This is a genomic window from Erythrobacter sp. GH1-10, from assembly GCF_045363165.1.
Lineage (GTDB): Bacteria > Pseudomonadota > Alphaproteobacteria > Sphingomonadales > Sphingomonadaceae > Erythrobacter.
This window is the reverse complement of sequence record NZ_JBJFLP010000001.1, coordinates 976,418-1,002,203: the sequence shown is the minus strand read 5'-3', so window position 1 is coordinate 1,002,203 and position 25,786 is coordinate 976,418. Positions and strand designations below refer to the sequence as shown.

At 62.2% G+C, this 25,786-nt stretch carries 15 protein-coding genes and 1 tRNA gene; 8 read left to right on the top strand and 8 right to left on the bottom strand.

What is annotated here, in order from left to right:
* Positions 1–3: 3 nt before the first annotated feature.
* The 3 genes from ACI5KX_RS04945 to ACI5KX_RS04935 form a co-directional block, all read right to left on the bottom strand.
* The gene (locus tag ACI5KX_RS04945) at positions 4–5,160 is read right to left on the bottom strand and encodes an N-acetylmuramoyl-L-alanine amidase (RefSeq protein ID WP_406809562.1); all 5,157 of its coding nucleotides are present in this window, start codon (positions 5,158–5,160) and stop codon (positions 4–6) included.
* A 4-nt stretch (positions 5,161–5,164) separates the two neighbouring features.
* Entirely contained in the window at positions 5,165–5,527 is a 363-nt protein-coding gene (locus tag ACI5KX_RS04940) for a DUF3467 domain-containing protein (RefSeq protein WP_406809561.1), read from the bottom strand.
* 166 nt (positions 5,528–5,693) lie between these two features.
* Complete coding sequence (locus tag ACI5KX_RS04935) at positions 5,694–6,650, bottom strand: sigma-54 interaction domain-containing protein (RefSeq protein WP_406809560.1); 957 nt, start codon at positions 6,648–6,650, stop codon at positions 5,694–5,696.
* Positions 6,651–7,280: 630 nt separating this feature from the next.
* Between ACI5KX_RS04935 and ACI5KX_RS04930 the strand changes: the two genes are divergently transcribed.
* Positions 7,281–7,577 carry a hypothetical protein gene (locus ACI5KX_RS04930; protein ID WP_406809559.1) on the top strand — a complete coding sequence of 99 codons (297 nt, stop codon included), beginning with the start codon at positions 7,281–7,283 and terminating at the stop codon, positions 7,575–7,577.
* A gap of 41 nt (positions 7,578–7,618) precedes the next feature.
* Here ACI5KX_RS04930 and ACI5KX_RS04925 read toward each other — a convergent pair whose 3' ends face one another.
* From ACI5KX_RS04925 to ACI5KX_RS04915, 3 genes are read right to left on the bottom strand one after another with little or no spacing between them, the layout of a single operon-like run.
* A complete protein-coding gene (locus ACI5KX_RS04925) occupies positions 7,619–8,761 on the bottom strand; it encodes a S1 family serine peptidase (protein ID WP_406809558.1) in 1,143 nt (380 codons plus the stop codon).
* A 4-nt stretch (positions 8,762–8,765) separates the two neighbouring features.
* Positions 8,766–10,766: a caspase domain-containing protein gene (locus ACI5KX_RS04920; RefSeq protein ID WP_406809557.1), complete on the bottom strand. Its 2,001-nt coding sequence runs from the start codon at positions 10,764–10,766 to the stop codon at positions 8,766–8,768.
* A 32-nt stretch (positions 10,767–10,798) separates the two neighbouring features.
* A complete protein-coding gene (locus ACI5KX_RS04915; protein ID WP_406809556.1) occupies positions 10,799–14,155 on the bottom strand; it encodes a hypothetical protein in 3,357 nt (1,118 codons plus the stop codon).
* 85 nt (positions 14,156–14,240) lie between these two features.
* Here ACI5KX_RS04915 and ACI5KX_RS04910 point away from each other — a divergent pair, with 85 nt between their 5' ends.
* On the top strand, positions 14,241–14,888 hold the full coding sequence (locus tag ACI5KX_RS04910) for a hypothetical protein (protein WP_406809555.1): 648 nt from the start codon (positions 14,241–14,243) through the stop codon (positions 14,886–14,888).
* A gap of 415 nt (positions 14,889–15,303) precedes the next feature.
* Here the strand turns inward: ACI5KX_RS04910 and ACI5KX_RS04905 are convergent, their stop codons facing one another.
* Complete coding sequence (locus ACI5KX_RS04905) at positions 15,304–17,841, bottom strand: TonB-dependent receptor (protein ID WP_406809554.1); 2,538 nt, start codon at positions 17,839–17,841, stop codon at positions 15,304–15,306.
* Positions 17,842–18,011: 170 nt separating this feature from the next.
* On the opposite strand from ACI5KX_RS04905, the gene ACI5KX_RS04900 reads away from it, so the two are divergent.
* Genes ACI5KX_RS04900 through ACI5KX_RS04875 form a run of 6 tightly spaced genes read left to right on the top strand, consistent with a single transcriptional unit; the run spans position 18,012 to position 25,409 of the window.
* Positions 18,012–18,680: a GntR family transcriptional regulator gene (locus ACI5KX_RS04900; RefSeq protein WP_406809553.1), complete on the top strand. Its 669-nt coding sequence runs from the start codon at positions 18,012–18,014 to the stop codon at positions 18,678–18,680.
* 3 nt (positions 18,681–18,683) lie between these two features.
* Positions 18,684–19,601: a hydroxymethylglutaryl-CoA lyase gene (locus ACI5KX_RS04895; protein WP_406809552.1), complete on the top strand. Its 918-nt coding sequence runs from the start codon at positions 18,684–18,686 to the stop codon at positions 19,599–19,601.
* A gap of 24 nt (positions 19,602–19,625) precedes the next feature.
* The gene (locus ACI5KX_RS04890) at positions 19,626–21,695 is read left to right on the top strand and encodes a hydantoinase/oxoprolinase family protein (RefSeq protein WP_406809551.1); all 2,070 of its coding nucleotides are present in this window, start codon (positions 19,626–19,628) and stop codon (positions 21,693–21,695) included.
* 4 nt (positions 21,696–21,699) lie between these two features.
* Positions 21,700–23,607, top strand: a complete 1,908-nt coding sequence (locus ACI5KX_RS04885; protein ID WP_406809550.1) for a hydantoinase B/oxoprolinase family protein — start codon at positions 21,700–21,702, stop codon at positions 23,605–23,607.
* On the top strand, positions 23,604–24,788 hold the full coding sequence (locus ACI5KX_RS04880; protein WP_406809549.1) for a CaiB/BaiF CoA transferase family protein: 1,185 nt from the start codon (positions 23,604–23,606) through the stop codon (positions 24,786–24,788). The genes ACI5KX_RS04885 and ACI5KX_RS04880 overlap by 4 nt, the downstream gene beginning before the upstream one ends.
* Positions 24,789–25,409, top strand: a complete 621-nt coding sequence (locus tag ACI5KX_RS04875) for an isochorismatase family protein (protein WP_406809548.1) — start codon at positions 24,789–24,791, stop codon at positions 25,407–25,409.
* 111 nt (positions 25,410–25,520) lie between these two features.
* Here the strand turns inward: ACI5KX_RS04875 and ACI5KX_RS04870 are convergent.
* Positions 25,521–25,611, bottom strand: a tRNA-Ser gene (locus ACI5KX_RS04870).
* Positions 25,612–25,786: the final 175 nt, after the last annotated feature.

Sequence of the window (25,786 nt, the reverse complement as noted above, 5' to 3'; positions counted from 1 at the left end):
GCCTCAGGCTTCGACCGGAGCCGAATTCACGGCCGGAACCTGCTCCCAGTTGCCAGTCCCGTTCCTGGGCTGGCCACTAGTCGGCTGGGTTTCGACCTCGCCGGTCTGGCCGACACCGTGCTGGACATTGCTGCGGCCATCGCCGTCGAGTTTCACCTCGCTCACCGCGACCTGCTCGGATTCGCCCGCCTTGGTGAAGGTGGTCGTCACGCGGACGCAGACCTGCGCCTTGCCGGGCACGTCGGTCCCGCGGACAAGGTCGGCGCGGACGGCGATGTCCCATCCATCGGGGGATGCGCCGTCGAGCGGAGTGATCCCGATCTCGCCCACCGCGCCGCCCTTGAAGGCCCAGTCGATCGCGACCCCTGCCTGCGTGCGACCGCCAGCGCCGTCGATATAGGGCCAGTCGTTGAGCAGCACTGGCTCGGCGCGCATGGCGTCGCTTTCGACCATTGCGCCGGTCTGCGGGTTCACGAAGCCGCGAAGCTGCGCGAGATCATATCGGCGTTTGCCTTTCTCGATTACCTGACGGGTCACCGTAACGCCGGGGCCAAAAGGATGGTCGGCCACAGGCTCTCCGTTGAGCGAGGGCGAAGGTGCCCCGCTCGATGGCGAGCCGGCGGGTGTCTGCACATTGCCGTCGAGGACCGGGATATCGGGCATGACGGCCTGGTTGTCGGGCTTGGACAGAGCGTATCCCGGTGGCGTGGAAGTTCCGCGATTGGGCGTGTGCCCGTGCGTTCCATTGGCGTGCAGCACCTGGACCGTCGCGTGCGGCGCGGCGCGCTCGTAATCGGCGACGAACTGCTCGAAGGTCAGGATGTAGCGGCTGCCGGTCGAATGGCTGTTGGGGATGTGCGCTCCCGGCGAGCCCGGCGTTCCGACCACACGATCCCAAGGATCGGTGACCCGCACATACCATTGCCCGCCATCGTTATACATGCCGGTGACAACGACGACGTGGCCGAAGTTCGAGGGGATTTCCGCCACGAACAGCGGGCCCTTGGTTTCGAGCAGCGCGAACCACTCCTCGGGCGGCAAGCTCTGCGCCGGCTCGTAGGTTAGGCCGACTTCGTCCGCGAAATCGTCGAAGTCCTGGCCGCTGATCGGCTGTTTGATGTTGCGGCGAGCGATGTCCGCAATCGTTTCGGCGGTGACGCTCTGCCGGTCGCGCCAACCGATCACCATCGCTGCGGACGTCGCCCAGCAACTCATGTCGGTGGGCTGGGGGACGAGCTGCACGTCGTCCCAGTTGATCGTGCGGCTCTGGTTGTTGCCAAAGGCACCCGAGTAGGCCTGAGTGCCCGAGAACGGCGTCTGCGGCGTGACCAGGTGGCCGACATAGCCGAGTGCACCATCTCGCAAGGTCTGTTCTGGGATGTCGCCCGGCGATGCCCAGTTGGGCGCGCTGACGGTAAGCCGCTGCCCCGCATCCTCGTATGAACGCAGCACGAGCGCCGAGCAGAAGAAGCGGTCGGCGCTGGCGCTGCCGTCCATCTTCCAGGCGACGAGCGAGCGGCACATTTCTTCGGACAAGCCGCGCCGCTGGCACGCCTGTACCGCCAGCCGGAACAGCCCGGCCTTGACGATACCGACATAGTCGAAGCCGCTGTCCAGATACTGTGCCGCCTTGTCGGCAATCTCCAAGCCTTTCATCTCGTCGACTTCGGGCGAGCGATAGGCGACCGCGAGAGTGGCGCCTTGCAGCGCCTCTTCGATCGGTTTCAGACGGACGCCGTCGCCACGCGCCTCGATCACCTGGCCGCCCTGCCCGACATAGAGCATGACATGGCTGACCGGCTGGTCGGTCGCCTGCCGGATAATGCCCGATACCGGCGCTGCGGTGGTGGTAACGATGATGTCTCCAGGCTTGAGCGCGCTCTTTCCGATCGACATGCCGCCTTCGCCCGGATCGAGCGGGATGTCGCCACTCATCGCGTAGCCTGCGGGCGTCGTCGCGCCGCGATTGGGCGTGTGGCCGTGATGCCCGCCCGCGTGGAGCACTTGCAGGTCCGCTACACCGGCCGAACCTTCGTATTCCGCGACGAAGTCTTCGTATTTCTGGATGTAGCGACTACCGGTCGTGTGCGTGCTCGCGTAGCGCCCGGGCGCGCCCGGCGTACCTACCGCGCGATCCCACGGATCAGCCACCCGGACGTACCACTGGGCACCGTCCTTATACATGCCGGTCACGATCACGCAGTGCAGGATCGGCGGATTGTTCTTGAGGACAAGCAGTGGCCCGACTTCCTCGAGCCGCCCGAAAAAGCCTTCCGGAGTGTAGCTCTGGCCGTAATCGTAATCGAAGCCGATCGCGTCGGCGAATTCCTGGAAGCGCCCGGCATTCAGGTAATCGCCGGTTGTCTTGCCGGCGAATTCGGCGATGGTGGCCGGGGAAACGCTCTGGTGGTTCTGCCAGCCATAAAGCATCGCGCCGGCGGTCGCCCAGCAACTCCGGTTGGTGGGCTGCGGCACAACCTGCACCATGTCCCAGTTGATTGTCTGGCTCGCGCCGAAAGACTGCGCTCCGACCCCGCCGACGGCACCGCCTATCCGCGCGAATTCCTCGGCGACCATGGCCATGTAGGTGTCCCAGCTCCATGCGCCGTCCGGACACTGGGCGCGACGCGGACGAGTATCGATCTGGTTGTGACCGACGATGGTCGTGCGGTCTGCCGGGAGACCGTATTTGTGGCACAGATGCGCCACCAGCCGGGCGGACGCGCGGTACTCCGCATCGGTCGGTGGTTGATGCGGATAGGTGGTCTGGCCGTAGGTCGCGCCGCCCGTCTTGACCGCAACATGTTCGATGCCGATCGAGCGCGAATTGCCACCGACTGCATGCCAGGCCGTATCCGCCTCCGAGACGAACTGGGTAATCGCTCCGTCGGGGGCGACGAGGTAATGGGCACTCGAACCGTTCTCGCGGGTAGCGTCGGTCAAGTGGTTGATGGTGCTGCTCGCGGTCGGAGCGTCGGTAATATGGATTACGATCCGATCGATTGCGCGACCGCTTCGACCCGGCGTAAAGTGCGGGCTCACCCTGACCTGCGAGACCCCGTCATATTCGGCGTCGGTCAGCTCCAGCGCCGAAGCCGGCGCTGGCCGGGCATGGCTTCCGCCGCAGCACTCGACACCGCGGCTCTCGGGATCGATGGCGGACATGCCATAGGCGTCGACCAGTCCTTGCTGCTGGCCAACGGTGGTCGACCAGCTGCGCTGCACGCCGACATAGACGCTGAGCGGCGAACCGAAACCGAGGCCGGCTTCGAAAGTGACGCCGACGAAATTCCCGCGATCGTTGAAGATCGCGCTGGCACCGCCGACATAGACCTCGCCTCCGCTGACCGAGACGACGGTCGACATGCCGTTGAACGCTTCGATCCCGCCGTCGATGATGGTGACCTGCAGGGTGACGCTGCCGGAGAAGATCTCTCCGATATCGATCTGGCCGAGACCGTAGATCCCGATCCTGCCCTGCGGCGCGAAGATGATCCCGCCACCGATGGAGGCTCCTTCTGCCGCTCCGATATTGGCACCGACCCCGATTGCGATCGATGCTCCCGCTTCGTTTGCGACGAGCCTGCCGACGCTGAACAGCGGACCGGCAGCCGCAAGAAGTACTTCGAGCGCAGTCTGCTCTGCCGTGGTGAGTTCGCGCACCTGGGGCGCGCGGATCGATCGCCGGTTCTCGCCGAAAGTGTAATTGCCGGTCTCGATCAACCGATTGCGGGCGGTTTCTGCCACGACATCGCTGACCCTGCGACCGAGCACGTGGTCGAACAGGCCGAGAGAGTAGGACTGTCCCGCACCGACACCGCCGACCCGGGCGTATTCCTCGGCGACCATCGGCATGTAGTGATCCCAGTCCCAAGCGCCCGTGGGGCAGCTCGAATGGCCTGTGCGCGCGTTGATCTCGTTGTGCCCGACGATCGTCGTGCGATTGGGTTCGAGACCGTATTTGCGGCACAGATGCGCCACCAGCCGTGCGCTGGCGCGATACTCCTCTTCGGTCGGCGGGGTGTAGGGGTAGGTGGTCTGACCGTAGGTTGCACCGCCGCGTTTCACGGCGACGTGCTCGATCCCGATGCTGCGGCGGTTCGCCGCGCGGTTGCCCGCGTGCCAGGCGGTATCCTGCTCGCGCACGAACTGGCGGATGACGCCTTCCTGATCGACCATGTAGTGCGAGCTGGAATTGGCTTCCTCGCGGGTAAACCAGCTGCCGAGCCACCGGCTCTGCGGGCCATCGGTGATGTGGATCGCTATCCGGTCTATCGTGGTCCCGCGCCGTCCAGGGGAATAGGCGGGCGATGGCATGACCCGCGCACCTTCGTATTCGGCCGTGCGCAGGGCTCGCGGCCTGCCCTCCATCGCCGACGGCTGCGAAGACGGCGGCACGTCGGGGACCGGCCCATCTATACCCTGATCGTCCAGCCGATCGCGCTCGGCATCGCTCATCGTGTCCTGTTGCTTGGCACCGAACCCCTGCGCTTCGGGAGAGGCTTGCGCGCCATTTCCGTTTCCGTTGCCATTGCCGCCGTTCGCAGCGTCTCTCGGTGGGAGAGGTCCGAAGCCATCATCGTAGGGTACGTTGGACGGCGCCGGGGATGGCGCCGGCGCGGGGGGGGCGTTGCCGTTCGATCCATTCGGCTGGGGTTGCGCACCAACCTCGCTCGTGCCCGACTGCGCTGCATCTCCGGCCCATTCGAGCAGCGGCTTTGGAGCGCCCTCGCCGTATCCCGATTGTCCCGTGCGGCGTGGATACATCCGGACGCGGCGCAGCGAACGGTCGTTGAGCCCGCTGAGCGAGATGTAAGGGCTCGAACCGGTCGGCATGACATCGACCGTCCAGGTTTTCTGGCCGCCATTCGCCGGAGCCGTGGCCAGCCCGAACCACAATCTTTCGGCATCGGTAAAGCGGGCAAGGACCTCCGGCGGAACGGTATAGACCGCCTCCGCGCGCGGCAACGACAGGACGCCCAGCTCCTTCGTCGTGAAGAAGGTCGAACGGCTGCGCCCTTCCTTGCTGGCGAACAACGCGGGATCCGTCGCGAGGACGATCTCTGCCAATCGCGGCTGGCCATCGGTCATTATGGTAAAGCTTGCGAGCGGGAACCGGTCGCTGATGTCGATACGGTTCGGACGGATCTGGGCTTTCATCGGATCACCTCTTTGCCGGGCTTGAATGCTGTTCGACGACGCGCCGCCGGGCATCGATCGCGCGTCGTTCGAATTCTGTTGGGTTGGTAAGACCGAAATCGCCGAGCTCGTCGTCGATCGAGAGGTCGGGAATGGGGCTATGCTGGCGCTCGAACTCTTCGATCGAGCCATTGAGCATCGTGGTCAGCAGCTTTGCGTGCGCGGGACTGAGCGCTACGCGTTTGGACAGGCGGACGTCGCCGCTTTCGGGGTCGAGCTGGCCGATATCGATCAGGAATTCCGCCGCGTTGTGGCCGATCTCGAAATAGTTCGCATAGCTCGCCATCGGCGGCTGCTGTCGTCGCAAACCTTCTGGATGCTCGGCCATAGAGTCGTAACGCCTCCCTCGCTTTGCGCACCGCTTCGCAAGCGGCGTGCCAAGACGGCAAAAACGGCGGGAATGCTGGGTTTCGGTTGGCCGACGGCGCGTCGGGGTATCGTCGGAAGGTGTATCATGTGACACCGTGCAGTCGCGCGGTGTTACACTCGCAGCATCACATGTCCTCGGGCGGGTCGCGATCTTCGATGCGATACTTGTCGAGCTTGCGGTACAGCGTCATGCGCGACCAGTTGAGCTTGCGCGCCGCTTGCGCCTTGTTCCAACGGGTTTCCTCGAGCGCATCCATGATCTGCTCGCGCTCGGGCGGCGCTTTCTTCACATGGCCCTTGATCAGGCGGCGGTAACCCATCGGGATGTCGCTGATGCACACTGGCCGGTTCTCGGGCGGATCGATGAAAAGCGCTTCGGCAAAGTTCCTCAGTTCGCGGACATTGCCAGGCCAGTCATACTCCGAAAGCGCTTCCATCAGCTTGGCATCGGGTCGTTCGACATGGCGGTGATAGCGAGTGTTGAGCCGCGCAATGAAGTGACTGAGGATCGGTCCGATATCGCAGGCGCGTTGCCGCAGCGGCGCGACCCACACCCGCGCGACATTGATGCGATAGAGCAGGTCGGCGCGGAAGCTGCCCTGCTCCACGCGTTCCTCCAGATCTTCGTTGGTCGCCGCCACGATCCGCACGTCCACCCTTTTCGTCCGGGTCCCCCCGAGCGGGGTGACTTCGCCGGTTTCGAGCGCACGCAGCAGCTTGGCCTGGGTCGCCATGCTCATCTCGCCGATCTCGTCGAGGAACAGCGTGCCACCATCGGCCTGTTCGAACTTGCCGCGATGCGAAGCAAATGCGCCGGTGAAGGCCCCCTTCTCATGGCCGAAGAACTCGGATTCGACGAGATGCTCGGGCAGCGCGGCGCTGTTGAGCGCGACAAAGGGCTTGTCGCGCCGGGGACCGAGCTCATGGATGAGCGCGGCCACCCGCTCCTTGCCGGTGCCGGTTTCTCCCTGGATCAGGACCGAGGCATCGCATAGCGCGACCTTGGGAATGTAGGCGCGCAGGTCTTCCATCGGTTCGCTTGAACCGATCAGCTCCTGGCCCCCCCTTCCCATCGCGGGCATCAGCTTTCCTCATCGAGCACAGCACGAAAGACATCTTCGTTAGGTGAACGTTGCCTGCCGCGCGGCTGGCTCCGATCCCAGGATTCCTCATACTCTGACCGATTGCGTCGGTTCTCTCCCCCGCCAACAGGCGGTCCGCGACCCGAAGAAAAGATACTGCATCGGAAATGTCATTGGAACGAGAATTTCTCGTAGATTCGCGCCGAAGAGGGCCGGATTTCAGCTAGAATCCGCGAAACCCGCGATTGTCGTTGGGTGAATCGAGAATTGCGGAATTGCGTTACTCTCCGGTTGCTTCGAGTCGCGTCGTACAAACATACTGGGTTCAGGGAGAGCAGCCCGAAACGGCTGACCGACACTTTGATGGAGAAAGTAAGAACCGGTTAGTTTGACACGCTGTTGTCCGTTTCGCGATCGATCGCAGAGGGCCGTAGCATGACTGGCCCCTGACAAAGGTTTTGGCGGCCAAAACGCCACTCGCGGCGTTGACGCACCGAGATGGTGGCTTCCCTGTGCTGTTCGTCGATCGCTTGCTTGACCTTGCCGAGGAGGAGCCGGAATATGCGAAGTTGGAAAGCACGATGGGATTCGTGTAGACCACTCAGGGTCTGCGAGTTGAGGGGAAAATCTATGCGTAAGACAATTCTGACCACCGTGCTGGTTTCGGCCGCTCTCGGTTTGTCCGCATGCGGGCAACCTGCGGCTGATGGCGGCACCGGAACGGATACGTCCGAAGACGATCGTACCGGCGAAGACGATCGTACCGGCGAAGACGATCGTACCGGCGAAGACGATCGCACCGGCGAAGATGATCGCACCGGCGAAGACGATCGCACCGGGGAAGACGATCGCACCGGGGAAGACGATCGCACCGGGGAAGACGATCGCACCGGGGAAGACGATCGCACCGGCGAAGACGACCGCTGAAGCGGACCCGCTCTCGCAATTGGCGAGAGCGGCCTCTTTTCTTAACGCTCCGGGCCTTCCGCACGCGGCCATTCGGTGACCGTTGACATGCGCGCGGCTCTCTTGGCCTCGTCGATCCAGGCAGCATAGTGAGAAACCCTCACATACACCGCCGGTACCCCCGGCGCACCGCATCCCTTGCCGCGCGACACAAGACCGACCAGCGTGCGGCGACCTCCGTCTTCGAGGCGAGTCAGTGGCCCTCCGCTGTCTCCCTGGCAGCTATCTTTTCCGCCGCCGACAGTTCCATCGGAAATGAGCGAGCCTGCGCACAAGCTACCTCCGCCATAGTCGACGAATTGTTCCTCGCAGAACTGATCGTCCAGATAGCTGATCGACAATTGCTGTAACGCTGCGGGCCTGCGCTGGAGCTCGCCGCTGCTGTCGCGCAGACGCTGCCAGTCGCGGTCGGCGTTGCGCTGCCCCATGTATCCCCACCCGGTGACCCTCAGCTCTTCCTTCTGATCGAAATCACGATCGTCGGGCCTCATCAGGTCAATCGCGGAGAGACGTCCATCGGCGATCAGCGCGTCCAAACGTTTCTTTGTCTCATCGTCGTCCCGCAGGCGGATCAGCGCGATGTCGTCCATCTTGCTGTCTCTCGAATAGCCCGCGTGAACGACGACCGCGCCAATATCGAATTTGCCATCCTGGACTGTCAGATTCTGGGTCCCGAGCAGCAGATGGCGATGTTTGATGGCATTGCTGTCGTTGCCATCGGGGGCCTTGATCCCGACGACGCAATGCGCGGCGGTGACGATCCAGCCATCGCCGATATACGATCCTCCACACTTGTGGGCGAGTTCGAAATCCTCGCGCTCCAGGAGGTAGCTCTTGCACTCGTCGCCATCCTCCAATGTCGCGTCGAAGCGCCGTTCAGCCTCGGAATAATCCGGTTCGGACATGATTGCGATTTGCCACGGGGCGGAGCGAGGGCGCGCCGGTTCCCCGCCGACAATCCGACCGCCGCTTTCCTTTTCAAGCCTCGCCCGGCACCGCTCGCTGCGCGTCGAACCACCGGCATCTGCGGATTTCGATGAGGCTTCGACTTTTCCGTCGGACGGCACGGCTTGCTCGCACGCGGGAAGCAGGCCCAGCGCCAAAACCAGAGCAGCAATCTGCGGCAAGAAATTCGGACGCTTCATCGGCTCACTCCACGACTGCCGACGAGACGGTCGCCAGCCAATTGTCGACCGCCCCGACTGACGGATCGCGCGTTCCTTTACTCGCCGAACAGAGCAACCGTTCAAGCGGCGTCTTGCAAGACTCGATGTCGCGGGTGCCGTTGCCGCTTTGCCTCAGCGCGTCCACCCTTATGCGCTGGTCGCTGGCGATCGTCACGAAGCGGTAGGTTCCCGGCTCGGCGAAGGAGATAGGGCCGCGCCTGTAGGGACGATCCGGATCGAGTTGCCCGTCGATTTCACCCGGCCTTGGCAAGACCTGGATGACTGCGTTCTTGGGGTCGATGGCGAGAACGTATGTGAACAGCGGTTTTCGCCCCCGATTGATGACGGTCACGAAAGTCATATCGCCACGTTCGATCTGTCGTATTCCGCCTGCTTCGGGGGCAGGGCAGTTACCGGGACGACTTCCCTCCTTCGCAATGCAGAATTCGACCGGACCTACGTCGCTCGATGGATCGCCGGAGCGGCTCGTCGTGCGAAGCGACAAGAGCTGGTTGACCCGCGCGATCTTCATGAGCTCCGCCTTGAGCAATCCGGCAAATGCGGGATCGCCCGGATCGCCCAGCTCCGCGAACACGGTTCCGTCGCTCGCCTGCAAACGTGCGAGGGCTGCGTCACCTGGCGTGGAAGTGATCAGGATCGTCCCATTGTCCACGATGTCGGCGAAGTCGATCCTGGCGAACGCCTCGGCCACGGCATTTTGGCCCTGTGCGCCATCGATCCGGTTGCTGACCTGCAAGGTCTCCTCCGGAAAGAAGTGTGCGATCTCTTCGGCAAACAGCCGCTCGGGCAACGGATTACCGGGTGCTTCTTCCAGCGCAAGCAGGGCCGAAGTGGGGGTGACCGAGACGATTGCAGCGGTCGCGATCGAATTCTCGCGTGCGATGGCGTCGCTTTGCGACGTGTAGAGCGCAAATCGCGAGCCTTTGGTCATTCCCGAAAGCGATCCTGCGGCAAGCGCTACTCCGTCGCCCTCGGGCCTGGCATCGAACACAACGACCGATCCGGCACGCGATCCAAGCGCGGCGGTCAGCTCTCCTTCCGCGGACGGGACTTGCGCTGAGTGCGCCATCTTCGAAACCCGAAGCTGGACCTCGCGGATAATGTCACCAAAACTTGCAAGACGCATATTCGGCGTGCGCAGGGTTTCGATCAGAGCATCGGTGAAGACGCCCGACCGCTCGCCGACCTCGCCGCTGATCGCCTCCTGAGCTTCCTGGCCGTCCTGCGCAGCGGCAAGATGCACCCAATACCCCGAGGTGTCGGAAACCGGCCTGTGGTCCTGCGTCGGCTGTTCGGCAGGGGGGGCGACAGTCGATACTGGAGCGCTTCGCGCCTGGCCGGTTGCACCATCGCGCGTCGCCGTTCCCGAGTTGCAGCTGTCGAAGATCGAAACGAAGTAGATCCCTTTGGCGGTCGCGCGATCCTTGCGCTGCTTCAATTCGATATCGAATATCTCGCCCGGCGAGCCATCCGGATTGCGCGCATCATGGGGAAGTATCGTTCCGTTATAGCCCGAGTCCTGATCGTGGTTCACATCGTCGCGATATTGCGACCCGTGACCGGCGAAATAGAAAATCAGCGTGTCTTCCGCCTCCAGCGCGTCGATCCGTTGGTCTAGTGCCGAGAGGATTTCGTCGCGCGTCGCGCACGCATCGAGCAGCGTCGTCGATAGTTCGTTTTCCGACCGGCATTCGCTCCGCGGAGTCCGATCGAATTCCAACCCGTAGAGATCGTGAAGCGCTGTCTTGAAACGTCGTGCATCCCCCACGGCACCGCGCAAATCGTCGAAATCGGCGAAGCGAAGCTGCGCGCGGGAGAACTCGTATTTGTCGATGCCGACAAACAGGCCGTAGATATTCTCAAGCGGAGCCTCATCGACCGGAGCCACGACCGCCGGAGCACTGATCGCCTGGTACGGTTCGACTGTCTCCTGTTCTGAACACGACGGCAGCAGGATCGCCAATCCCAGCGTGCAAAGGAGGGCCAGTGCCCGGCTCAAAACTCCAGCTCCTGGAGAACGACGTCGCGCGGTATCACATTGAAGTCGAACAGCGAGGGCTCCTGGATCCTTTTCTCGACCCAGCCTTCGGGCAGATCGTGAAAGATGATGGACCGGGCACCAAGCCCTTCGACGCGTACATCCGCCTGCAATTCTGGCAAACGCTCAACCGCGTAGGTCATCCATTCGGTCAGGTGGATCAGACCATCGTCATTGCGATCAACCCAGAATTCGTAAGGATTGAGCCCTTCGTCTGCCAGGGCATACGTCAAAAGACCGTGCCTGAGATCAGCATCCTCGATCGCCACGTCGTCGGCCTGTGTTGCGGTGAGGATGAGCACGCCTTTGTCGAAGGCCAGTTGGCCAAGGCCGGGATCGCCCAACGGTCCGGGCTTGAAGGTACCGTTTTCGACGCTGGCTGCAGAATGGCAGGCGTCGATAACGAGCGCCATGGTGCCTGCATCAATCCTGCTCATCCAACTGGCAAGCCGGGCCGAGGCAACCAGGCCATCGCCGTCCGGAGAACCGTCATCCTCCGACCAGGATGCGTCGGATGTCACCAGGTAGAATTCGCCTCTCTCATCGGTCCAGCCATGACCGGCATACGAGATGATCACGAGATCGTCCGGCATCACCTTCTCCAGCATCGATGCATCGATGCCCAGTGCGCTCAACCGATCGCGGGCCTCGTTCGCCTGCGGTTCCGCCAGAATGGCTAGAACACTTTCTATAATAGCCGGAGATATGAATTCGGGACGTTGAGACGTGTCACCGGCGCTTGCCCCTCGAGGCTCTTGATCGGCTTCCGGACCGGAGCTCCTGATCGCAAGCGTGCGCATTTCGTAACCGGGGATGAGGCTGAGGCTTTGCTCCATCAGAATCGCATCGTTTCCCGCGAAATTGAGGTTGAGCCGCGTTTCCCGATAATGATCGATTCCGAATGTGATCACGAAGGCCTTCGGCACGCGAGTCTCTACTGCAGGCCGCTCATACTCGGCGAACGCTGTCTCCGATTTGATCCGGTCTTCATTGAAGGCATAGGCAGTAAAGACGGGAAGCTCGTCCTCTGGTCGGTTGCCCGTGCCGAGCGAAATCGTACTCGTCACTCGGAGAGAGTTGGTTTCGCCGCTCTCGGGAATCGTCAATGCATTGTCCGCTCGCCAGCTGAGCAGCTGGCCAAGATCGTGTGTGCTTGCGCCCGGTGTGCGCGCGACCAATTGGTGATTGCGAAACAGGCGCAGGTCAAAGGCCCATGGAGCAAACGGATCATCGGCGCCCGAATTGGCTGAGCGACGGATTTCTACCGTCACAATGGCCTCGCTCGGGATCTTGCCTGGTTTGACTTCGACGATTTCGACTTCCGGCAACGAACGGTTCAGGTCGACCAGCGGCCTGATCGGAGCGAAGTCGCTTTCGCAGGTTTCATCGACGGAACAGGAAATCCAGCGCTCGGTTAGGCCGGGCGTGTAATAGTCGCGGCTGAAAGCGTCGGGATTTAGGCTTTCAAACGGTTCGTCCGGCACAAGCCAGCGAAATCTTGCATCGTAGGGATGGACATTGCTGTCATAGCGGCCATCCGGTGTTACCGCGAGAATGCCGTGATCGTCGAGGAAGTAAGTCGTCAGCACAACCGACCAGTCGCGCGTATCCCAAAGCCGAAGCCCCTCTTCGGCGGAGAATGCCCAGAAGAGCGGCTTGTCAGGAAAGAAACCACCCGAAGACACATTGCCGAATTGCAGCGACGGCAACGTCTCTCCACTGGCAAAGTCGTATAGGCCGATTGCATCATCCGCTTCGCCAGCGATGGCAAGGACATCTCCATGCCTCGCGAGCACCGTCGTATCGAGCGAGGAAATCGACATCGCCCCCCATTCGTCGGCTTCGATATGCCAGCGGAAGATCTGCCCGTTTCCAGAGACGAAAAGATCCTCTCCGTCAGGAGAAAATTCCATCGAATCGTTGATCGACAGGCCTTCGAATGTCCGACTCAACAGCAATTCTCCGGACTTCGCATCGATGATGTGGCCTCGAAGGGAAGAGCTATCTTGCTCGAGCGGCGGGAGCTCCGTGACCGCCAGTCGGGACCCGTCGGGAGAGACCGCGATCAGATCTATAAGCGGATTGTCCTGCAATTCGGGAGGGCCGAATTTCTTCCATGCGACAGCTTCCGCGTCGTATTTCTCGAGCCCAAAGGTTCCCTGAGGGAATGCGCGGCATGTCTGCGCTCCGGCGCCGACGAAGCCCCCATCGGCAATTGCCATCATGTAGCAACGCGGCTCGATGCGCTCGTTGAGTAACCCTCCATCTGCTTCGATAATCCAGGCATTCGGGGCAGGCCCTCGATCGGGAACGCCGTCGCGCATCCCATCATTGCGGACGGAGGTTTCCGAAACAACGAACCGTTCGTCCGAAATCCATTGGATATGGCTGTAATCGCCGGTGATCCTGACTTGCGGCTCGAAGGTTGCGGTCTCGATGTCGAAGATTTCGATGATCGACTGATCGCGATCGGTCTCTTCGTCCTCCTCCATCTTGTCGTTGGTCATCGCAATCCAGCGACCGGTGGGGGAAAGCTTGGCAGCATCGTATTTCTGCATCGGCGCATGGCGCAGCTCGCGCTGCGATCCGTCCACAGTACTGGTAAGCACAAGACCGCCTTCGGGGAATTCACCTTCCTCTCCTTCAGAAGGCACGGGCAGCCTCTCAAGTAGCCAGGCCCCATCATGAGAGCCAGGGAGGTCTGGAAGATCCGTCATTGCCTGTTCCGGCGTTTCCCAAAGCTCGTCGTCATTCTCAAATACAGCTTCGAGCGCATCGGCGGCGGCTTCGATGTTGTCGTTCTCCAGATCGAAAGCTGGATCCGGAACCGATGCGGCGATGATGACGGTTCGCTCTTCGAGATCCATCTCATACCGCATTGCGCGCGGGTCGGCATATTCGCCTTCCGAAACATATCGGGCCGACACCCCTCGGATCACGGCAGTTGTGCCATCGGGAGTGACTTCCATGCCGATCAGCCTCAGCAAAGCGCCCGTCCGCCCCTCTTCCGCAGGCATCCTTATCCGATCGACGATATTGCCGGTCGCCACCTCCCAAATCGCAATCGAACGGGTCGGGCCGACCGCGGTGATGATGTGCTCGTCATCGCGGGTCCACGCTGCGACCTCGACACCTTTGGTTGGCAGGCTTTGCAGGACGATCTTCGGTTGCAGATCGACAGGGGTTGGCCTGTAGTCGGCGACAGGCTCGAAGGTGTCGGGCTGAGTGCAGGATGCCAGCACGCCAAGGCAGACCATGCCCACCGCAACCGACCAATGGCGAAGACCTTCATAAGTCCTTGAAAATAAAGACATTGCCCCACCCCCAGGCGCTGATTTACATGGTTTCAAACCTTCTATACCCTGTCAAGTGTCGCGGGTGTTAGATTTCCGGGGGTGTATGTTGCGTCCACTTGTTCTGGCCTCGTTGCCATTTGCTCTTTTGCTCTGCGCAAACTCTGCCGCGGATGACCCAGAAAGCCTGGTCCTGCTCGCCGGAGACGGCTATTTCTCCGCCAGCGGGACGCTTGTTCCCGACTCCGGCGCGCACATCGATGCAGTTCGCCGCAATCACCCTGACATCAAAGTCCTCGTATTGCAGAACGTGCCGGGGTCCGACGATGACAACGACTACATGGACGCGGCCTGGAAGCTGCATCAGGATGGCTTCACTACGGTCGTTCCTGCGGATGGACTGGTCGCCTCGGGCGGAACCGATTTCTTTCTGGCCGGGAAGCGCCGCATTATCGAACCGGGCGCCTGCATTGGCGTTCACAGCTGGGAAGATGGCGGGCCGCCTGCCTATCAGGCCACCGACCTGCCTCGTGACCATGAAGATCATCAGGACTTCCTGAGTTACTTCGAAGCAATCGGGATTTCGCCCGAATTCTACTGGTTTACGATCACGGCGGCTCCCGCCGAAGGCATGCACTGGATGTCGCCAGCGGAGATGAACCGCTTTGGAATGAGTTCGGAACCCGTCCCACATGCTCCGGAGAGCGCCGAAGAACGAGCCGCCAGATGCAATAGACGGGCATCGGGAGCATGAAGCCTGCGCGCGCGCTAGCAGCGCAGCCAGCCAAATCGGATCTGACAGTCTGCAGCCATCCGCATCATGTCGAGGTCAAGGCTGGGCTGATTTCCGGTTTGCTCTAGATTGCCGAGCCGGCGGCTGGCTGCTCGATACGATCACAGATCGCAAAACGCTCTATGCTGGCGATGTGGAGGTCGCGGCATCCGCCCAAACGTGCCAAAGTATGCCGCTGTCTCGATACGGCAGGTACGCCCGCCCGTGCCGTTGGTGGGAAAGCCGACCAACCATTGCTGCTGCACCTGTTTGCAGTCTGGTCGAAGGCTAGCCTGCGAAACGCCAAACCCGAAACGTGCTGGACTCAGCAACCGACAGGTCCGGAGGGCAAACCGACAGACCGATTACCTTCCGATACTGTTCTTTGGAGTTCCGCTTAGAACTTGACCCCTACTTCCACACCGTACAGCTGCCGCGCCCCCGGCGAGATGAACGAACCACCGAACTCGATCGCGGGGATCGCTTCGGCGATGTATTCTTCACCCAGGATGTTCTCGCCGAACGCGAAGATGCTGAAATTGCCGAACTCCAGCCCGGCCCGCACGTTGAGCACACCAAATTCGTCGCGCTGGGCGACATCGTAGCGGGCATTGCCGAATTCGGGCGGCAGGAAGTTCACCTGCGAGATCGGGATCAGGCCGCTGAAGATCGTCGGGCGCTCCTGGTCCTGCACCGAGTGGAACCACGTCGGCCCGGTTATGCGGTAATCGCCGCGCACGATCAGGTCGACACTGTCGCTCAGCGGAGTGTCGATCTCGGTTCCGAAGTTGATTGTGTAATCGGCGGTGTAAGGTGACTTGTTGCCGACCGTGTAGGGTCGCGAGGTGTTGGCCTTGATCTCGCTGTCGGTGACGTTGACCGAGCTGAAGAATTTCCAGCCGTCGATCACTTCTGCCGTGAGGTTGAGTTCCGCACCCATCACCTCGACCTCGTCGATGTTCGAAACGACGCGCAGCAGGCCGAAGCTGCCGACGAAGAATTCGAAGAACTGCATGTCGTCGATCTCGGTGTAGTAGCCCGCAAGATCGAAGGTGAAGCGACCATTGGCAGCGCTGCCCTTGATGCCGACTTCGAACGCGCTCGACACCTCTTTCTCGTACTGGTCGAAGATGGTCACGTCGGCATCAATGGTGCCCGGCGTCACGCCGTCGTTGAAGAAGGTGTCGATGATCGCCGAAGAGCCCTGGTTGTTGAAACCGCCGGATTTAAAACCGATGCCCCAGTTGGCGTAGAGGTTGAGGTTAGCGGTGGGCTGCCAGCTCAGGCTGACCTTGGGCTGCAACTGCTTGAAGGTTTCGCTCGCCGGATCGAGCGTACCAAATAGCTGCCCGGGATTGATCGGGCCTCCGGTGATAGGATCGATTGCGGTCGGTACGAGAGATTCGGTGCTGCGATCCTCGATATCGTAGCGCAGCGCCACTCCAGCGGTCACATCGCCCATCTCGTATTCGAAATTGCCGAATGCGGCATAGACATCGGTGTTGAAGCTGTCCGCGAGCAGCAACGAAGTCGGGTTCGACGTTCCCGGTGCGTTGTAGAGCTGCGGGATCACGGGACCACCGGTATCGGCACCGAGGCTCACCCCGGTCTGGCGGTCTATATTGAGATAATAGAAGCCCAGCTGCCAGCTGAGGGGACCATCGCCGTTCGAAGCGAGGCGAATCTCGCCGCTGATGTCGGTCTGCTCGCGCGACTGGAACTGCGTACCGTCGCAGGTGGTCGGGCTGTATGGCCCGAAGGTGGAACCCGTCGCTACGTCGAACAGGAACGGCACGGGGGTCGGCCCGATGAAGCCGGGCTGGTTGACCGGGAAGCCGGTGAGCGCGGCGGTCGAGGCGAAGCATGCTCCCGCGACATCGGCGGCCGTCTGCGTCGGAGCCGGGAACGGGATGTAGCGCGCGAAATCGGCTGCGGTCCCGTCGGCTACGAGGCTTTGATCGACGTCCGAATACAGCGCCCACGCGGTCAGCGTGGCACCGCCAAAATCGTGCTCGACCTTGGCCGAGATGTCGAAGCTGTCCTGGTCGTTCGACGGGTCGATATTGCTGTAGTAACGGAATTCGTGCTTGTTCACGTCTTCGTAGAAGGCCGGATTGAACGCAGCGAATTGCGGCAGGTGGAACGATGCGTTGAAGTTGATCGAAGCGCCGCGCAGCTGCGAATAGCGTGCCTTGACGTCGACTTCGGTGGCATCGCCGAGCTCGGCCACGAGCCGCCCGTCGACCGACCACACTTCCTGGTTGTCGACCGTCTTGCTGTTGGTGAAGATGTTGTCGAAGAACCCGTCGGTGGTGCGATAATAGCTCGAGAGGACAAAGCCCAGGTTATCTCCGATCGGCCCTGCGATGTGGCCGGTCGCTTCGATCGTTTCCTCGTTTGCGTAGGAGACCCTCGCCGCGCCCTCGAAGTAATCGGACGGCTTGAGGGTGGAAAGCACGATTGCACCGGCAGCGGCATTGCGGCCGTAGAGCGCGCCCTGCGGACCCTTGAGCACTTCGACCTGGCGGAGCGTGCCCTGCGGCTGGTTGAGCTGCGCGGTGTTGGTTTTGAGAATGCCGTCGACAACCAGAGCGATCGAGCTTTCCGCATCGCGCGCACCATTGATGCCGCGGATGTTGATCTGGGTATCGCCCGCCTCTGCGGTACCGGTGACAATCGTCACGCCGGGCGTCAGCTGCACGAAATCCTCGGCGTTGTCGGCACCGGTCTTCGCCAGAGCATCGGCGGTGATGACCGAGACCGATGCCGGAACATCCTGCAACTGCTCGCTCTGACGGCGGGCGGTCACTATGATCGCGTTTTCCTGACCAGCATCATTTGCAGCGACCTCGTCGTCCTGCGCCATGGCCGGATTGGAATACAGTACCGCGCTCAGGGCGACTCCGGCGGCGAGTTGAAATTTCAGATTGCGCATACCCAGTTCTCCCTGAACCGTAATTTGACTTGCCAAGAGACCGAAGCCGCAAAAGACCACGACCATTCCTCGCAAACATTCCCCAACGCCTGGCTCTTTTTTTCGAACCTGTTGCGCTGACCTGCTCTTATTGTATACAATTTGGCCGAGTCAAGACAAAGGGTGCATTCGTGGCCAAGGCCTCCGACAGAGCATATGACACTATCCGCGCGATGATTCTGTCGGGCGAGCTATCCTCGGGCGAGCAGCTTAGCGAGGAAGCCCTGGCGGAGCGTTGCGGAGTGTCGCGAACACCGGTGCGCGATGCCTTGCGCCGACTCGAAGCCGAATTGCTGGTGCGCAAGAACGAGTCGCAGCGCAGCTTCGTCGCCGACTGGTCGCTGGGCGACGTCGCCGACGCGTTCGAGCTGCGGGCAATGATCGAAGGCTATGCGGCAAAACGTGCTGCGGAGCGCATGGATGACCGCACTCTAGATCGTCTTCGCTCATGCAATTCAGCTATTTACACTGCAATCCGCGGAAAAGCGCCCGATGTTTCAGCGTTTCTGGAATACAACAAACGTTTCCACGAAATCATTCTGGAAGCAGCTGATTCGCGTCGTCTCATAAGCCTGCTCGGCGCGCTGATCGAGCAGCCGGTCGTCTGGCGTACCGCCCAACACTACGGGAAAGAGGCGTTTAACAGCTCCCATAGCGAACACGACGACCTCCTCGCCGCCTTCGCCCGCCGCGATGGCGCATGGGCCGAAGCGATCATGGCCGCGCATATCCGGCGCGCCTTCCACGCCTATGCTGACGCGCATCGGGGCCTCCCGTCGATCGATAAAGACGCTGCCTGAAAAATGTATACAAATCACACCGATACGATCGAATTGGTCGAAGTTGGAGCGCGCGACGGGCTACAGAACGAGCCTGAAACGGTGCTGACGGAGGTCAAACTGGGGCTGATCGAGCGCATGATCGGCTATGGTGCACGCAGGCTGGAGGTTGCGAGCTTTGTTCATCCGCGACGCGTCCCGCAAATGGCCGATGCCGAAGCGGTGATCGCCGCCCTGCCCGACCGCGACGACGTGACCTATATCGGCCTCACTTTGAACAAGCGTGGGGTGATGCGGGCTCTGGCCACTCGCGAAGGAGGAATGCGCGGGATCGACCAGGTTGGCTACGTGCTCGTCGCCAGCGACACCTTCGGCCAGAAGAACCAGGGCCAGACCATCGAGCAGGGTATCGCCGAGAACCGCGACATGATCCGCTTCGCCAAGGCCGAAGGTCTGCGCGCGCAGGTCACGATCAGCGCCGCGTTTGGCTGCCCGTTCGAAGGCGAAGTCAAGCCGGAGACCGTGCTCGCCATCGCAGGGGAAATGGCGGCCGAGGCACCCGACGAGATCGCTCTCGCCGATACGATCGGTGTCGGCACGCCGGCACAGGTCAGCGACCTGTTCGGCCGGCTCGGCGAACTGCTCGGCGACACAATCCCGATGCGCTGTCATTTCCACAACACCCGGGGGACCGGCATCGCCAACGCCTGGGCGGCGTATCAGTCAGGCGTACGCGTGTTCGACGCCTCGCTCGGCGGGCTCGGCGGTTGTCCCTTCGCCCCCAAGGCGACCGGGAACATCGCGACCGAGGACCTAATCTACCTGATGGAACGTTCGGGCATCGACAGCGGCGTCGATCTCGAAGCAGCCATCGCCACCAACCACTGGTTCGCCGAAAAGCTGGGCCGTGAATTGCCATCCCTGGTCGCGCGCGCGGCCTGACCCATTTGAAGCCACGGAGAAACTATGACTTACAGACTGGGTGTCGACGTGGGGGGAACCTTCACCGATCTGCTGCTGTTCGACGAGAAGAACGGCAAGTTCTGGCGCCACAAGACGCCTTCGACCCCGCACGACAGCTCGGAAGGCATCCTCAACGGCGTGAAGGCGATCACCGAAGAAGCCGGGGTTCCGGCCGGCGAGATCGCTTATTTCCTCCACGGGACCACGGTTGCAACCAACGCCGTCCTCGAAGGCAAGGGCGCCAAGGTCGGCCTGGTAACGACCGAGGGTTACCGCGATATCATGCAAATCGCGCGCAGCTTCGTGCCCGGCGGGCTCGCGGCGTGGATCGTCTGGCCCAAGCCCCAGCCGCTCGCGCACCTTGAAGACACGGTCGAGGTCCCTGGCAGGATGGGTGCCGATGGTGAGGAAGTCCGCCCGCTCGATGAAGACGCGGTGCGTGCTGCGCTTCGCAAGCTCAAGGGACAGGGGATCGAGGCGCTCACCGTCAGCCTGATCAACGCCTATGTGAACGGTGCGCACGAAAAACGCATTGGCGAAATCGCCACCGAGGAACTTCCGGGCGTGCCGGTGTCGCTTAGCCACGAGGTCCTGCCGGAAATGCAGGAATACGAACGCACGCTTTCGACCGTCGCCAACGCGGCGGTGCGACCCGTGGTGAGCAAATACGTTTCCAACCTGCGCACCAAACTTGAAGACCAGGGACTGGAAGGCCGCCTGTCACTGCTGCGTTCGGATGGCGGACTGATGAGCAGCCAGAAGGCCGAAGAACACCCGGTCAATATCCTGATGTCCGGTCCGGCAGGCGGCGTAACCGGAGCCCTTTGGGTCGCAAAGAATGCAGGACTCACAAACATCCTGACGCTCGATGTCGGCGGCACCTCGACCGATGTCGCGCTGATCGAGGGCCTCGAGGCGCGGCGAGTGCGCACCACCGATGTCGGGCACCTCTCGGTCCGCGCTTCGGCGCTCGATGTGAAAACGGTGGGCGCGGGCGGCGGCTCGATCGCCCATGTTCCCGAACTGACCAAGGCGCTGCGCGTCGGCCCCGAAAGCGCGGGCGCGGTGCCCGGCCCGGTGGCCTACAACAAGGGCGGCGAACTGCCGACCGTGACCGATGCCAATGTGGTGCTCGGCTACCTGCCCGAAGACCTGCTCGGCGGCAGCTTCAAGCTCGACCGCGAAGGCGCGAAGAAGGCGGTGCAAACCATCGCCGACGCGCTCGGCGTGTCGCTGATGGAGGCGGCACGCGGCATCATCGACATCGTCAACGAAAACATGTTCGGCGCGCTTCGAATGATCAGCGTCCAGCAGGGCTACGATCCGCGCGAGTTCGCGCTGATGGGCTTCGGCGGAGCCGGACCGCTCCATGTGAACGCGGTTGCCAAGCTGATGGGCAGCTGGCCTGCCGTCTCGCCGGTCTCCCCCGGAGTGCTCTGCGCACTCGGTGACGCCACCACGCAGATGCGGACCGAGACTGCGCGCAGTTTCTCGAAGCTGGCGAAGGACACCTCCATCGCAGATCTCGAAACCGTGCTCGACGAAATGGCCGACCAGACGCGCGGCGAATTGCTCGCAGATGGCGTTGCCGAGGACCAGATCACGACCCAGTTCGAAGTCGACGTCCGCTATGCCGGACAGGCTTTCGAAGTGCCGCTTACGATCGACAAGACGGTGCTCGAAAAGGACGGGATCGAGGGCATCCTCAAGCGCTTCGACGAGGAGCACTTGCGGCTGTTCACTTTCAACATGGATACCCCGCACGAGATCGTGAACCTGCGCGCGGTCGCTCTGGGTCAGGCCCCCGCCCTGCCGGCTGCCGAACTGCCCAAGGGCGATGGCGATCCTTCCGCCGCGAAGATCCGCGACCACTCGCTGTGGATGGATGGCAAGGAGCAGGCGGCGGTGATCTACGACCGCTCAAAACTCCGGCAGGGAGACACGATCCCCGGCCCTGCAATCATAACCGAAATGGATTCGACCACGTTGGTCGAAAGCGGCTGCGTCGCCACCATCGACGCCGTGGGCAATATCCTCATCAACCCCCAAGAAACCGACAGCGCGGAGGGCTGAACCGATGCCGGCACAAATCATCGAGACCAACGAAACCCCCTTCAAGAAGGTCGACATCGACCCGGTCACGCTCGACATCATCGAGAACGCGCTGCGTAACGCGCGCATCGAGATGGATGCGACTTTGGTGCGCACCGCGATGTCGCCCGGCATCCGCGAACAGGGCGACGCCTTCCCGCTGATCGCCGATCCATCGGGCAAAATGATCGTCGGCCAGTTCGGCAGCTTCATCGACGGCTTTCTAAAGGGCTATGACAACACGCTCGAAGACGGTGACATGATCTTCCTGTCGGACCCCTATTCGTGCGAGGGCGCGATCAGCCACTCGAACGACTGGCTGGTGCTGCTGCCGGTGTTCAAGGACGGTCGCCTGATCGCCTACACCGCAATGTTCGGCCACCAGTCGGATATCGGCGGCATGGTCCCCGGCTCGATGCCGATCGGGGCAAGCTCGATCTTCGAGGAAGGCGTGCGCATCCCGCCGGTGAAGATCTGGAAGAAGGGCCAATATAACGACGACCTGATGAAGCTCGTCATGCACCAGACCCGCAAGCCCGACTGGTGCCAGGCGGACCTCAATGCGCTGATCGCTTCGTGCCGCGTTGCAGCAAACCGCGTGGTCGAGATGGCCGAGCGCTTCGGCGACGATGTGTATTATTCCGCTACGCAGGAGCTGCTCGACCGCAACTACCGAGCGATGAAGGCGCTGATCGGCATGGCGGTGGCCGAAAAACCCGCCAGTTTCGAGGACTACATCTGCGACGATGGAAAGGGCTACGGCCCCTACAAGATCAAGTGCACGATGTGGCGCGAGGGCGAGAAGGTGATCCTCGATTTCGACGGCACCGACCCGCAATCGGCCGCCTCGATCAACTTCTATCTCAACGAGAACATGTTCAAGATGTTCTTCGGCATTTACATGATCATGGTCTTCGACCCGCAGATCCTGTTCAACGACGGGTTCTACGACCTGATCGAGGTACGGATACCCGAAGGATCGCTGCTGAAGCCGCAATTTCCCGCCGCGCTCTCGGGTCGCACCCATGCGCTGGGGCGGATCTTCGACATTCTCGGGGGTCTGCTCGGACAGGGGACACCCGAGTTCCTCAACGCCGCCGGTTTCAGCTCTTCTCCGCACCTGTTCTATTCGGGATGGGATCAGCGCGACGGCAAGGCCAAGAACGGGGACCGCGAGTGGTTCCAGCTGTTCCAGATCGGCTTCGGCGGCATTCCGGGCCGACCGCTGGGCGACGGGCCGGACGGCCACTCGCTGTGGCCGGGCTTCACCAACGTGCCAAACGAGTTCCTCGAGCGCTATTTCCCGCTGCGGATCGAGCGTTATTCGACCGAGCCCGACAGCGGCGGCGCTGGTCTGCATCGCGGCGGCAACGGCATCCACATGACCTATCGTTTTCTCGCCGATGGCAACATCGCGATCCACGACGACCGCTGGTTCGTGCCGCCATGGGGCGTCAATGGCGGCCACCCTGGCGTTCGCGCCAGGAAGGTGATCGAGCGCGGAGACGGCAGCACCGAAATCGTCGGCAACAAGGTCGAGGACGTCGAGGTGCGGGCGGGCGACCTCTTGCATTTCATCACCTGGGGCGGCGGTGGCTGGGGTGACCCGCTCGAGCGCGATCCCGAACTGGTCGGCCTTGAAATCCGGCAGGGCCTCGTCACCGCCGAGGGCGCCAAGGCCTATGGCGTGGTTGCCAGCGAGAACGGCGTGGTCGACGCCGCTGCGACCGAGGCGCTGCGCTCCGAGATGAAAGCCGGACGCGGCGAGTTGCCGCTGTTCGATTACGGCCCCGGCATCGAGGAACTGCGCGCCAAGTGCGAAGAGGAAACCGGCCTCCCCGCCCCGATCCAGCCGGAATGGCATGACAGCTCGCTGGCGGAGGCTGCGGAATGACCGGAGCGCTCTCCGACATCCGCGTCGTCGAGATGGGGCAGCTTCTGGCAGGCCCGTTCTGCGGCCAGCTGCTCGGCGATATGGGTGCGGATGTCATCAAGATCGAACCGCCCGGTGCAGGCGATCCCATGCGTCTGTGGGGCCAGGGCCAGGAAAAGGTTCAGTGGGAAGTGATCGGCCGCAACAAGCGCTCGGTCACCTGCAACCTGCGCATCCCGGAGGGGCAGGAGCTCGCGCGAAAGCTGATCGCGAAGGCGGATGTGCTGGTCGAGAACTTCAAGCCCGGCACGCTCGAGAAATGGGGCCTGTCGCCCGAGGTCCTGCTCGAGGACAATCCCGGACTGATCATCGCCCGCATGTCGGGATACGGACAGGACGGTCCGTATTCGGACCGCGCGGGTTTCGGCGGGATCGGCGAAGCGATGGGCGGATGGCGCTACATCGTCGGCGAACCCGACCGCCCGCCTGCCCGCATGGGCATCTCGATCGGCGACACTTTGTGTGCGACCTATGGCTGTATGGGCGTGCTCGCCGCACTGCACCACCGCGAAAAGACCGGCCAAGGCCAGGTGATCGACACCGCGCTCTACGAAGCCGTGCTGCAGGTGATGGAAGGCCTCGTCCCCGAATACGATTACAACGGTTTCATCCGCGAACGTTCGGGCTCGATCCTGCCCGGCATCGCGCCGTCCAACGTCTACACCTGCAAGGACGGCCCGTTCATGATCGGGGCGAACAAGGACGCGATCTTCGCGCGCCTCGCACAGGCGATGGGGCACCCCGATCTGGCCGACGATCCGCGCTATGCGACCCATATTGCGCGCGGACAAAACCAGACCGAACTCGACGAGCTGATCAACGCCTGGACCGCGACACTCACCATCGCGGAGGTCGACGCGCTCATGATCGAGCATTCAATACCGGCGGGCAGGGTGTACACCGCCAGGGACATGCTGGCGGATCCGCACTTCAAGGCGCGCGAGGCGATCATCGAGGTCGAAACCGAGGGTCATGGCAAACTCAAGATGCAGAACGCCTTTCCCAAACTCTCGGCCACCCCTTCGGGCATCCGACGCCCCGCCCCGGCATCGCCAGGCATGCACAATGCCGAAATATTCGGTGAGCTGCTGGGAATGGGGGAAAAGGATATAGCCCGGCTGGCAGAGACTGCGGCAATCTGAATGACGGACTGGCACAGCGCCTTTTCGGGACGCCTGGAGCCGGGCAAATCGCCCGCACTGCTGCTGGTCGATCCGGTGGCCGCCTATGTCGAGCCGAAATCTCCGCTCTATCTCGAAAGCGGGCAGGCAGCGGCCGAACGAATGGCCGAATTGGCCGCCGATTTCCGTTCGCGCGGCCTCCCGGTGATCTGGACCGGAGTGCGCTACCAGCCGAACGGCGCCGACGGTGGCCATTTCTTCCGGAAAGTGCCTGTACTGGAAGTCTTCATCGGCGATAGCCCGCTTGGCGCCTTCCCCGCCGATCTTGAGCCCGCTGCGGACGATCCCGTCTTCATGAAGCAGTATCCGTCGGCGTTCTTCGGGACGGCACTCGACGAATGGCTGCGCACACACCGGGTCGATACGCTCTTCATCGGCGGTTTCTCGACCTCCGGTTGCGTGCGTGCCAGCGCGCTCGACGCTCTTCAATACGGCTATGTCCCGTTCGTCGTCAGCGATGCCTGCGCAGACCGGAATACGGATTTCCACGGGCAGAACCTGCGCGATCTGGGCGCCAAATATGCAGAGATCGTGATGTCCGAGCAGGTGCCGGCGATGCTGGAGACCGGCAACACCTCCTGATCAGCCCGAATTCGGACAGCCGGTTTCCCAATCGGTAACGCGAAGAAATTGGCGGCGGATCAGGGACCCGATCCCCCAGGACGACGATCTTAAGATCTTTTTCGAAGAAGGTGGCGGAGCAGGAGGGATTCGAACCCTCGATACGGGGTTGCCGTATACACACTTTCCAGGCGTGCGCCTTCGACCACTCGGCCACTGCTCCGCGTGTCGTTTGTCGCGCTACCGCTGCACTGCTTGAGCGCGGGGCTGCCCGGGACAAAGACGCGCTGCCTCTAGCCATGAAAGCCCGGCTCCGCAAGGCGCGGCGAAGGCTTGCGACGATACGCGCGAAAAAAGCGCTCAAGCAGCGAAGCGTTAGCGCGAAAAAAATGCTATAC